We start from the raw sequence: 9,574 nt of genomic DNA on the forward strand, positions 1-9,574 counted from the left end.
CCTTCGCTCCGCACTGTCCTTCTCCGTCCTGGCTTTCATACGCTGCCGATACAGCCATGCTTTCAGGCGGTTCAGCTCACCGACCTGATGGTCGCTAATTGAGTCTACGGCGATATCGGCAGGCATCTCACCTTTGCACCGCCAGCTTTGCACTCCGCCGGATTACCCCTACGTATCAAGGGGGGAGGGGGGTGACCATATAGGCTCTATTTCCCTTCATTTTTTACCTGCCCCGGGTCACCCTGAAGGGCAATATTGTGCAAGGTAAAAATAACCTGTATTCCGGGGCTGCATTGTTCTTGTTCGAACGTATAGATAGATTGGTTGATTGAATAGTTAGTATAGACTGAATAGAATAGATGGTCGGGACTTATCAGCAGCGGGTGAAGTGAATCAATCTCCAAAAGTAATTAAAAGATGGATTGTTGCTGCAAAATCGTAGCCTTTAGGAGGGCGTTTACTATAGATATTAATCCAGTAACGGCTTGACAAACGCGTGTAAACAAGATAAGCTAACATTGTGAATACAAGATTGACGTTAGGCGAGAGAATCCGTCAATTACGAGAAAAGAAGGACATGTCATTGCGGGAATTGGCCAAAAAAGTGGGTGTATCTGCGGCATTCTTATTCGATATCGAACTTGGTCGTCGAAATCCGTCGGACAAGTACTTGAGTGCAATCGCAAGGGCTCTGGAAACCCCACTTGATGAACTTAAACAATATGACACACGTCCAACCATGCGCGACCTTCGGCGGATGACTATCTCAGACCCTCAGTTTGGCTTTGCTTTTCGTCAACTAATTGACAAGAAAATCACACCTCAGGAATTGTTAGATTTTATCGGGGAACAGAATAAGGACAAGGAAAAGGAATGAAGACTTTTAAGACGCAGGCTGGTCCGTTTAAGGAGAGGCCATACTACAAAGACCAAGAAATTGAGACGACCTGTGCCGACGAACTGCGCAAGGTAGACCTTTTCCCATCCTCACCCCAACCGATACGTATTGAGCGTTTCGTGGAAAAGCGCTTTGGAATTACACCTGTCTACGAGGACCTGCCAGAAGGTTTGCTCGGATTCACCAAGTTCGGACTCAAAGGTGTGGAGGCAATTTCAGTCTCCAGACTCCTTGCCGAAGAGGGGAGCAAGCCTGCAGAGCGTCGTATCAATACAACACTTGCGCATGAGGCTGGGCATGGACTCCTTCATGCTTATCTGTTCGCACTTGGAAAACAGACTAAAGCTCTATCGCTTTTCGGAGATAGTGTAGACCGAAAACAGATGAAACTCCTCTGCCGGACAGGCGGTGTACAAGGCGTTCGAGAGAGCGAGGGAACCACTGGATATGACGGACGCTGGTGGGAATATCATGCAAACCGAGTAATAGGTGCTTTATTGCTGCCACAGACCTTAGTTCATGAGGCTTTAAGGTCTGTCCTTATGGAACGGGGAATGTTAGGAACTAAGGTTCTTGAGTCTACGCGTCGTGAAGAAGCAGTGCGAATTCTGGTTGATGTGTTTGATGTAAATCCAATTGTGGGTAGGATACGTTTGGATGGGATGTTCCCGCTGTCTAGCGAACAACAGTTGACACTGTAAATTTTTTTTGTTATAATGTTAACAAAGTAAGCTTACAATAACTGACACGCACAACAGCGTAGTCAGGGAACAAGGAGGAAATTATGAGTGATACTAAAGCAAAGGGACCCAAGTTCTACCTCGATATTGAGGGGGAAGAGAAACCGTGGGACAAAGACACCATAACCACGGAAGAGATTGCCGCCCTGGGAGGATGGGACGTTTCTCTGGGCGTAATCTTAATCGATAAGAAAGACAACACAGAGCGTACGCTTAATCCTGGAGAGATCGTTGAACTTAAGCCTGGGATGGGATTTTCTAAGAAAGTGAGATTTAAGAGAGGCTGTTTAGTTTGCAAGAACGCATTGAGGAAGAACTAGCACTTATCCGTTGGAAGATCCCCGAGGCTGAATATCGAGAAGATGGTCAATGGGTTCGCATTCCTTCATATTCATTGCCTGAGGGCTGGAACAATTCGTCTACTGAAGTGGCCTTTCAAATTCCCAGCAGCTATCCGGGCACTCCACCCTATGGAATTTACGTCCCGGCTGGTCTACAGTTCAACGGAGCGAGGCCGAACAACTATACAGAGCCTGCTGGAAGCCTACCACCTTTTGCAGGCGCGTGGGGAGTTTTCTCATGGGCACCAGGTGATGGTCAGTGGCGACCCACTACTGATATCAGGAAGGGGTCTAATCTGCTCAATTGGGTAGTCGGCTTTGCCGACCGGTTCAGGGAAGGATTGTGATGAATCGAGTTATGATCCACATCCCACTGAAAATATATCGCGTCGTGTTGGCACACCTTTTGCCTTCCCGCTTACGAAATGAAGAAGCGGGCTTCATGTACGTTCGTCCAACGTCTGGAAAAGACGGCAACAGCTTTGAATTTGTGGATTGGGACCTTATTCCACCGCATGGCTTTCTGGTGCGTTCTCGCTACAATTTTGAGCTAACAGATGAATCACGCGCAAGAGTCATCAAGCGTGCCCACGACCTCGGCGCGTCTCTTGTTGAAATGCACTCTCACAGCGGCTCATTCCCAGCAGCATTCTCGCACAGCGACCTGATTGGTTTCGCTGAATTCGTGCCTCACGTTTGGTGGAGACTTCAAGGGAAACCCTACTTTGCGGTAGTCGTTGCACGCAAAAGTTTTGACGGTCTGGCCTGGCTAGTCGGACCAGACACTCCTCAAAGACTGGACGGAATCGTTGTGGGCGAGAATATTTTTGTACCGACTAAACTTTCTCCGCTCAGGTATAACGCATATGGACAATGAAAGGTATGACCGAAACATAAGATTCTTTGGCAAAGAAGGGCAGGAGCGCCTGGGTGCCGCCAAAGTCGCTGTCGTAGGAATCGGCGGGCTCGGAACACACGTTGTTCAGCAGCTTGCCCTTCTTGGTGTAGGTCAACTTGTTCTAATAGACCCGCAAGATTTGGACCGTACCAATTTTAACAGATACATCGGAGTTTCCTATGATGATCCGGTTCCAGGGACGCTTAAGGTCGATATAGGCAGCCGGATTGTGAAGAAAATGAATCCGGAAACCAGAGTAGTCAGGATTCCCGATTCCCTCCTAAGTCAAAGAGCCTTCAAAGCCGTAATTGCTTCAGATTATATCTTTGGCTGTCTCGACCGGGAGGGAGCAAGACTGATTCTGAATGAGCTGTGTTCGGCATACTCCAAACCCTATTTTGACCTCGCCTCCGAGATATTTTCGGGCAATCCTCCACAGTATGGCGGGCGATTATGTGTTGCCTGGGATGGCCGTGGTTGTATTGTCTGCTACAGGGAGTTAGACGTTGCAGAGGCGCAGACCGACCTGATGAATCCTAAAGTCAGGCAGGATCGGGATACTATTTACGGTGTCCCTCGCGAACTTCTTGGCGAAGCAGGGCCGTCTGTGGTTTCTATCAATGGAGTTATTGCATCTCTCGCTGTCACAGAATTCATGCTACTTGTGACTGGCGTTCGGACCATACCAAAGAGACTAATCACGTATCGTGCTCACACTGGCGGAGTGAGTGTGAAGACCGATGACCCAGAGCCAGATTGTTACTACTGTGTGGGGCTTCGGGGAAAAGGGGACGCCGCTGACGTGCAGAGATACTTGAGGTCAGGAATCAGCCTATGAACTCTGACAGAATGTCGTTAGTCCATCTATTTGAGAGATATACGAGCGTATTTCGAGCGCTCACTGGTAACTTGGCGAGTTATTGGCATAATATACCCCTGAAGTGGCGTCGCAGAATAACGTCCTGGCTTGTACCAATTACAGTAGGCCAGATTGTAATATTAATTTGGGGCCCAGGGGCTTGGCTATCGCTACTGATCAGTGTGAGTCTATTGGGCTGGGTCATGAAACAGACAGGATTTCGATCCGTGGGGAAAATAGAAGCATTATTGGGAAAAGTCTGGGACTATTTTCGAGGTTCAATCTTATTTGCTCTCCTCCCGGTGCTATGGCAAGTTTTGAAAAGCATAGCCAGTGGCGATATCTCGGGAGGCTTGATTCAATTGGCAGTCTTGGGGATCATAGTTGCCTTCGTTTATGAGAGATTTAAAACCCTCCCTAAGTCCTGGACCAAGCTCATGAGTCAGAAACCCCGGAAGGTGTATAGAAGATGGAATTAATAATCAAAATAGACGCAGAGTCGAAAGGAGAACAGAATGGCTAGAATACCGAAGCACATGAATGGTGGCCATGACCAGGTGGTAAAGAAACTAGCTGGTCAACTCAAACAGGATGGCTGGCAGGTGAAAGCCGACTTGCCAAACAGAAAACAACCTGACCCTATCGGCAAGAAAGGCAGGATTCCTGACATCCAAGCAACGAAATTAGGGCGCAACAAGCTCATTGAGGTAGAGACTCCCAGCACAGTCAATAGTCACAGGGAACAGGCTTCCACATTCCGGAGGAGTGCAGCGCAGAAGAAAAACGCTAGCTTTGATCTTGTTTTGGCCGATGATGACTAGTTAATATGGAGGACGATATGGATAAGCAGAAGTGCACTCCCGGCGTCTATCTCGTTATTGGCGAAAGAGGGGTTCGTATCGGTCAATCGAGCTGCATGGAGACTCGGGTCTCACGGGTCAGGAAAGAGCATGCAAACTGTATAGGTAAGACCAAGCGTGTACTACAGATTCCAGTCATTAGCGGTAAAGAGCGGCTGAGCTTGGAGCGGGATTTGATAAAGGCATTAGACCCGAGGTGTAATATACAAGGAAAAAGGGTAAAATCCAGTCGATGACATGCGACCAATATATAAGCTGAGAATCCCATCTAGCAACACGGTTGTTTGGAATTGTAAGATGAGAGAAGAGCACCGTAATGGAGGGAATTTATGAGGTCCGTTGATTTCTATGAATTTGTGGGCGTTATTGTTCCAGGAGCAATACTGCTTGTAGCCACTGGCTATCTCGTAGATGTCGGAGCTGCTAAGGAATTCCTTCTCCCGACCGGCGTTGGAAATGCTGTCGCATATCTCGTGCTTGCATACGTTACTGGTCATCTACTTCAAGCCCTAGGTAACTGGTTTGAAAATATCTACTGGAAGGTGTGGAGGGGCATGCCAACCGACTGGCCAATCACCAGGCCGGAATATGTTGAATCAGAAGATTGGAAGAAGATAATTGAGTCGTATTTTGGCGAGTTATACAAAACTGGGGAAACAAAAGAGTGGCACCATATAATTGGACAAGTTCGATCCACGATCTACGCTGCTAATAGGGCAACACGGTTGCACATTTTTAACGGCAATTACGGAATGTTTCGGGGGCTCGTAACGACAGAACTGCTGCTCATGGTGTTCGCATGGCAGAGTCACTATAACCTTGTTTTTGTTTATGGCATCTTGGGAGTTACCTTGATACTGTCTGTTGCTCGTATGCATCGCTTTGCAATACGTTATGCCAGAGAGTTGTTTGCCAACATTGCCGAGCTTCCGACTAAGACAAGAATGCCTGTAGTGAAAGGAGAAGAAAATGCTTAAGTGTATTATTTGGGACGTACAACATGGAAGCTCCTCCTACATCAAAACACCCAATGGAAAACACTTCGTAGTGGACTTGGGAATAGGTTCCTATAAAGGTCGAGATGTATCATTTAGCCCCCTTTTACACTTGAGACATAAATGGGGCGTGAAGCAACTAGATTATGTGATGATAACGCATCCACACACGGATCATATTGCTGATATTTTTAATTTCGACCTTCTGTCACCAAGCGTATTAAGTCGCCCGAAACACTTGAGCGCTTCAGATATTTGGTCTGCGAACCAAAATGCTAATGCCGAGGCCAGAAGGATGATACAAAAATACCTTGATATAAATGACAGGTACTCAAATCCGTTGACACCAGGTTCAAGTCCTTTAGAATCAGGAAATAACGGTGGCGTGGAAATACAGACCTTCACTTCCAGCGACTGTGCTAGAAGCAATCTGAATAACCACAGCATGGTGATGGTAATATCCTATGCTGAGTCAAAAATCATCATTCCTGGCGATAATGAACCAGCATCTTGGAAGGAATTGATAGGTATTTCATCCTTTAGGTCAGCGATTTCCAATACCGATATTTTAATAGCGCCCCATCACGGAAGAGACTCCGGCTTCTGTGTCGACTTGTTCGAATATTTCAAGCCCAGGCTTACAGTGATTTCGGATGGACGTTTCTCAGATACAAGTGCAACTGACCGTTACGCCGCAGTGACTAAAGGATGGACCGTACACCGAAGAGGTGGGGGAGACGCTCAGAGAAAATGTGTCACAACACGGAATGACGGCGTGATAGAGGTTGATTTAGGTAAAAACACTGATGGAAAACCATTTATCAGCGTCACAGTAGACTAGTACAAATGACACTCAATTCAGCAAAATAAGACACGACACAGATTTGTCACACTTACTAAATTTGGCCTGCCCCCATAAAGGATATCATCTTTTAAGTTAGAGTTGTCGGCAAAATGGTTCCTTAGGCTGCACAATCTGACGTAATGTGCAATTTTACAATCTCACTCCTATTATTTACTCCCCAAATCTTTATTAAAACTGGACCAGTTTTTGGGCGGCAGGTCACTGCTTCAGTTCCGGACAAGCCAGATTCTTGTAGTTAGTCGCATGTTCTGTGCGCCATAGCTCCCACGTTTCGTCGGGATCATACCCCGGTTTAAGCCGTATCACTTCCATAAACGGGCCCGCTACTTCAGCCCTCCCATGCCCGCCAGTACTGGTGTCGAAGTCTCAAAGCTGATACACCCTGAACTTCTTATCGAGATAGAAGCTATCGCGGTTGTTGATTGGTTATCGTAACCGGCGATATTGAATCAGAACCTGCTCAGCGTCCTGATTATTTCACCGTCCTTATCCCTTATGTTTATTCTGATAGGCAGCTCACCGGGAAGGGCATGCGTCGCGCAGGCGAGGCAGGGGTCATAGGCGCGGAAGGCCATCTCCACCATGTTGAGCAGCCCTTCCTTTACCTCGGGACCACTGACAAAGCCCTCGGCTGCCTTCTTCACGGACAGGCAAATAGGGGCGGCATTGTGCTGAGTAGCCACGATCAGGTTCGCCTTGGTCAGCAGCCCGCGCTCATCGGTTTCATAATGGTGAATCAGCGTGCCTCGCGCGGCCTCAACGCAGCCAACTCCTTTCTGTTTGAGCTTCAGATTCATATTGCGTATATCTTTGCTGGTCAGCAGCGGTTCATTGGCGATTCTCTGCATGTCCTCGGCGGCCTGGAGCGCTTCAATCAACCTTGCCCAGTGGAAAGCCAGGGTATGGTGGCTTGGCCTGCCGCCAAGCGCATCAAACATCGCCTCGTACTCCTTCTGTGCCAGTGGCGTAGCCATGCCTTCAGCGGCATTCAGTCTTGCCAGAGGGCCAACACGATACAGTGATGTGCCGTCACTATCGTTTAGGCCGTTCCAGCCAATTTGCTTCAAATGGGTTAATCGGACATAGGTCCACGGCTCAACCCACTCACCAATATGGTCGATATACTCACTGGGGTCAAAAAGCGCGTACTCTTTGCCTTTGGGGTCGACGACACGCAATTTCCCTTCATAGAAGTTGACCTTGTTATCGCTGTCGACCAGCCCCATATAGTAGGTATTCAACTTGTAGGCATCGTTGAGGACTAGGTCGAGATTTTGCTTGTTGGCCACTACCACATCCTTAAAGAGTTTCAGGGCAAACTGAGCGAAGTCAACAGTATAATCAGCCGTTTCTTTTATCCAGACTCTCTCCTCCTCCGTAATCCCCCTGGGGACACCTCCCGGCAGCCCCCCTTCCGGGTGCGGCGGCTTACTGGCGATGAGTCGGATGATATCCCGGCATCTTTTCCTTACCTCGATTACCTTGCCCCCGATTTCAAGTCCAACTTTATCGATAAGGCCGAGGACGTTCCTCACCGCCGGGTCGGCGTCGGCGCCGACCACAAAATCAGGCGCGGCAAGGAAGAAAAAGTGAATATAGTGGTCTTCCACGTAAAAAGCATTGTAATGTAGTTGCCGGACTAATTTCGCTGCTGTCGTTGGTTCCACTCCATAGACAGCGTCAACTGCTTTGGTCGAGGCCATGTTGTGAGGGGTCGGGCATACACCACAGATATTGGGCGTTATTCGCGGCATTTCCTCAACCGGTCTGCCCAAGCAGAACCTCTCGAATCCTCTCAGTTCCACCACCTGCCAGTACGCATCTTCCACGTTTCCCTTGTCATCAAGGAAGATCTCGATTTTCCCGTGGCCCTCGAGTCTGGTTATCGGATTAATGGTTATTTTCTTCGCCATCGCAACGTCTCCTTATTGCTCCTGTTAACGTCTCTTTCTCAGCAGGGATACCGGCAGGGTGAACCGATAGATATAGCCAGCGAGGTCATCCAGCTTGTCGATGAGCCTCTTCATTTCCTCGTCATCTTCGACGTCAAGCAATGCGGCCAGGGCAGAGATGAACTTGGCTCCCGAGTCCTCCACCCCCTCCACCGGACCGAAACAACCCCGGCAGGGCATATTGATATTGATACAGCTCTCTCCGCAGCCACCGCGAGTTGCTATACCCATGCAGAGTATGCCTTGAACCAGAAAGCAGGTATCAGGGCTGGCTTCAACTTCATGAATTCGCTTGATATCGTTTATCTCTATCTTCGATGGTTTGGTAACATTTCGTTTGCAGGTATCACACAGTGCCTTATGTGGCGCCAGTGTAGCACCCTTTGGCGGTAGCTTTCCCTCAAGCACCGCGTTCACTGCATTGGCGATGAGGTCGGGGGGAGGGGGACACCCCGGGAGGTAGTAATCAACATCGATGATTTGCTTCAGCGCGAACACCTGCTCGTAGAATTCGGGCAGCGTTAATTCTTTTCCATCTACCTGCGACGTGGGCTGAGGATAGTTACCCTTCGGATTCACCACGGTTGGGGCATCACGGTAAACCCAGTTGAAAATGTCTTCTTTGGTTCTGAAATTGGCCATCCCCGGCGTGCCACCGAAGCAGGCACAGGCACCAAAGGCCAGAACCAGCTGCGACTTCTCTCTGAGCAGCCTGGCTACTTCTTCCTGCTCCGAATTCCTGATGTTGCCATTGATGATGCTCAACGTTATCTCGCCGTCTTTCATGGCTTCAAGGTGATGGTACTTATAGTCCAGGGCCACCGGCCAGAATATAAGATCAACCACCGCAGTTACCTGCAGAATCGCTTCATTGAGGTCAACGACAGCTTCATCGCAGCCGCCACAGCCCCCAAGCCAGCATATGGCTACTTTAGGTTTAGAGACCATCTTTTTCCCCTCTCTTTACAAATTTCATGGTTGATTTACCCCATTGAGGCTATATTTGCCTTACCGGACCCAGCACTTTGACCGTTTCACCCATGCTTTTCACCAGCTCTGGAATCCTCTTCCCGTCAGGGTCAAGCGAGAGCTCCATCCTGACCCTTTCCGGCTCGATTCCATAGCTATCAAGCACCTTACGAAGGAGTTGAACCCGCTTTTTTGTC

At 48.7% G+C, this 9,574-nt stretch carries 12 protein-coding genes; 9 read left to right on the forward strand and 3 right to left on the reverse strand.

The features are described from left to right. Positions 1 to 577 precede the first annotated feature (577 nt). The 9 genes from KKD83_06365 to KKD83_06405 all read left to right on the forward strand — a co-directional run bounded on the left by KKD83_06365 (position 578) and on the right by KKD83_06405 (position 6,432). Positions 578 to 877 (forward strand): helix-turn-helix transcriptional regulator, encoded by a 300-nt coding sequence (locus tag KKD83_06365; GenBank protein ID MBU2535771.1) that lies wholly within the window; start codon positions 578 to 580, stop codon positions 875 to 877. After that, a complete protein-coding gene (locus KKD83_06370; GenBank protein ID MBU2535772.1) occupies positions 874 to 1,599 on the forward strand; it encodes a hypothetical protein in 726 nt (241 codons plus the stop codon). The genes KKD83_06365 and KKD83_06370 overlap by 4 nt, the downstream gene beginning before the upstream one ends. 83 nt (positions 1,600 to 1,682) lie before the next feature. Beyond that, on the forward strand, positions 1,683 to 1,958 hold the full coding sequence (locus KKD83_06375) for a multiubiquitin domain-containing protein (protein MBU2535773.1): 276 nt from the start codon (positions 1,683 to 1,685) through the stop codon (positions 1,956 to 1,958). Next, positions 1,931 to 2,326: a hypothetical protein gene (locus tag KKD83_06380; protein MBU2535774.1), complete on the forward strand. Its 396-nt coding sequence runs from the start codon at positions 1,931 to 1,933 to the stop codon at positions 2,324 to 2,326. Before KKD83_06375 ends, KKD83_06380 begins: the two co-directional genes overlap by 28 nt. Then, positions 2,326 to 2,856, forward strand: a complete 531-nt coding sequence (locus KKD83_06385; GenBank protein MBU2535775.1) for a hypothetical protein — start codon at positions 2,326 to 2,328, stop codon at positions 2,854 to 2,856. The genes KKD83_06380 and KKD83_06385 overlap by 1 nt, the downstream gene beginning before the upstream one ends. Beyond that, positions 2,846 to 3,715 (forward strand): ThiF family adenylyltransferase, encoded by an 870-nt coding sequence (locus KKD83_06390; GenBank protein MBU2535776.1) that lies wholly within the window; start codon positions 2,846 to 2,848, stop codon positions 3,713 to 3,715. Before KKD83_06385 ends, KKD83_06390 begins: the two co-directional genes overlap by 11 nt. 536 nt (positions 3,716 to 4,251) lie before the next feature. Next, entirely contained in the window at positions 4,252 to 4,557 is a 306-nt protein-coding gene (locus KKD83_06395) for a hypothetical protein (GenBank protein MBU2535777.1), read from the forward strand. A 368-nt stretch (positions 4,558 to 4,925) separates the two neighbouring features. Then, positions 4,926 to 5,573 carry a hypothetical protein gene (locus KKD83_06400; GenBank protein ID MBU2535778.1) on the forward strand — a complete coding sequence of 216 codons (648 nt, stop codon included), beginning with the start codon at positions 4,926 to 4,928 and terminating at the stop codon, positions 5,571 to 5,573. After that, positions 5,566 to 6,432 (forward strand): MBL fold metallo-hydrolase, encoded by an 867-nt coding sequence (locus tag KKD83_06405; protein MBU2535779.1) that lies wholly within the window; start codon positions 5,566 to 5,568, stop codon positions 6,430 to 6,432. The genes KKD83_06400 and KKD83_06405 overlap by 8 nt, the downstream gene beginning before the upstream one ends. Positions 6,433 to 6,905: 473 nt before the next feature. Here the strand turns inward: KKD83_06405 and KKD83_06410 are convergent, their stop codons facing one another. The 3 genes from KKD83_06410 to KKD83_06420 all read right to left on the reverse strand — a co-directional run. After that, complete coding sequence (locus tag KKD83_06410) at positions 6,906 to 8,369, reverse strand: Ni/Fe hydrogenase subunit alpha (GenBank protein ID MBU2535780.1); 1,464 nt, start codon at positions 8,367 to 8,369, stop codon at positions 6,906 to 6,908. A gap of 24 nt (positions 8,370 to 8,393) precedes the next feature. Further along, entirely contained in the window at positions 8,394 to 9,356 is a 963-nt protein-coding gene (locus KKD83_06415) for an oxidoreductase (GenBank protein MBU2535781.1), read from the reverse strand. 49 nt (positions 9,357 to 9,405) lie between these two features. After that, on the reverse strand, positions 9,406 to 9,574 hold a 169-nt coding region (locus KKD83_06420; GenBank protein ID MBU2535782.1), incomplete at its 5' end, for a hydrogenase iron-sulfur subunit.

Source organism: Chloroflexota bacterium, assembly GCA_018829775.1.
Classification (GTDB): domain Bacteria; phylum Chloroflexota; class Dehalococcoidia; order Dehalococcoidales; family RBG-16-60-22; genus E44-bin89.

What these genes read in the sequence shown, in the direction of transcription:
- KKD83_06365 (MBU2535771.1), top strand. Translation starts at nt 578, where the DNA reads ATGTCATTGCGGGAATTGGCCAAAAAAGTGGGTGTATCTGCGGCATTC.
- KKD83_06370 (MBU2535772.1), top strand. Translation starts at nt 874, where the DNA reads ATGAAGACTTTTAAGACGCAGGCTGGTCCGTTTAAGGAGAGGCCATAC.
- KKD83_06375 (MBU2535773.1), top strand. Translation starts at nt 1,683, where the DNA reads ATGAGTGATACTAAAGCAAAGGGACCCAAGTTCTACCTCGATATTGAG.
- KKD83_06385 (MBU2535775.1), top strand. Translation starts at nt 2,326, where the DNA reads ATGAATCGAGTTATGATCCACATCCCACTGAAAATATATCGCGTCGTG.
- KKD83_06390 (MBU2535776.1), top strand. Translation starts at nt 2,846, where the DNA reads ATGGACAATGAAAGGTATGACCGAAACATAAGATTCTTTGGCAAAGAA.
- KKD83_06395 (MBU2535777.1), top strand. Translation starts at nt 4,252, where the DNA reads ATGGCTAGAATACCGAAGCACATGAATGGTGGCCATGACCAGGTGGTA.
- KKD83_06400 (MBU2535778.1), top strand. Translation starts at nt 4,926, where the DNA reads ATGAGGTCCGTTGATTTCTATGAATTTGTGGGCGTTATTGTTCCAGGA.
- KKD83_06405 (MBU2535779.1), top strand. Translation starts at nt 5,566, where the DNA reads ATGCTTAAGTGTATTATTTGGGACGTACAACATGGAAGCTCCTCCTAC.
- KKD83_06410 (MBU2535780.1), bottom strand. Translation starts at nt 8,369, where the DNA reads ATGGCGAAGAAAATAACCATTAATCCGATAACCAGACTCGAGGGCCAC.
- KKD83_06415 (MBU2535781.1), bottom strand. Translation starts at nt 9,356, where the DNA reads ATGGTCTCTAAACCTAAAGTAGCCATATGCTGGCTTGGGGGCTGTGGC.